This window comes from Bradyrhizobium sp. 45 (genome assembly GCF_023073155.1).
Classification (GTDB): Bacteria; Pseudomonadota; Alphaproteobacteria; order Rhizobiales; family Xanthobacteraceae; genus Bradyrhizobium; species Bradyrhizobium canariense_D.
The window spans coordinates 1-1,053 of record NZ_JADPIX010000148.1 but is presented as its reverse complement, the minus strand read 5'-3'; the positions used below and the strand labels follow the sequence as shown (position 1 = coordinate 1,053).

Here is a 1,053-nt window from a genome sequence, read left to right as displayed (position 1 = left end):
ATCACCAGCGCCGGCGGACCGGTCAACCAGGCCAGCCAGACCATCACCGGCACGGTCGACGTCGCCGACGCCGGCGCCAGCGTCACCATCCTCGACGGCACCACGCCGATCGGCACCGCCGTCGTGCAGGGCAATGGCAGCTGGAGCACCACGGTCAGCCTCAACAACGGCAGCAACTCGCTGACCGCACGGGTGAACGATGCCGCCGGCAACACCGCCACCAGCAGCGCGGTGGTCTACACGCTCAGCACCACCGGGCCGACAGTGACCGAGACCCTCACCGTCGACACCGGCAGCTCGGCCATCGACCACGTCACCGCCAACCCGGCGCTGAGCGGCACCGGGCTTGCCAACACCGTGGTGCACTTCACCATTGACGGCACTCCGGTCGCGGCCACGGCGACCACCGATGTGCAAGGCGCGTGGTCGTTCCTCCCGAGCGGGCTGGCGGATGGATCGCACACCATCGTCGCAAGCCAGACCGACAGCTTCGGCAACACTGGTTCGGCCTCGCTCAGCTTCACCCTCGACACGGCGGCGCCGAGCGGTGGCACGCCGGACCTGACGGCGGGCTCGGACACCGGCACCTCGAACACGGACAATCTCACGTCGGCGACGGCGCCGACCTTCACGGTGGCGCTGACCCCGACGGCTGCGGTCGGCGATACGGTGCAGCTGTTGCTGGGCGGCTCGCCGCTGGCCCATCCGGTCACGCATGTGATCACGGCCACTGACGTGACGGCAGGCAGCGTCAGCCTGACGGTGACCGCCGGCGATCTCGGAGCCGATGGCACCAGGCAGATCGCGGCGCAGTTCAGCGATGCCGCCGGCAACAGCTCGACCACCTCCGCGCTGAGCTTCACCCTGGACACGACTGCGCCGACGGTTGCGATCACCAGCGCCGGCGGACCGGTCAACCAGGCCAGCCAGACCATCACCGGCACGGTCGACGTCGCCGACGCCGGCGCCAGCGTCACCATCCTCGACGGCACCACGCCGATCGGCACCGCCGTCGTGCAGGGCAATGGCAGCTGGAGCACCACGGTCAGCCTC

Annotated in this window: 1 protein-coding gene; it reads left to right on the top strand. The window is 70.1% G+C overall.

Annotated elements, in window-relative coordinates; genetic code table 11:
* Positions 1-1,053, top strand: a 1,053-nt coding sequence (locus IVB42_RS36320; RefSeq protein WP_247471993.1) for an Ig-like domain-containing protein, incomplete at both ends; no start/stop codon positions are given.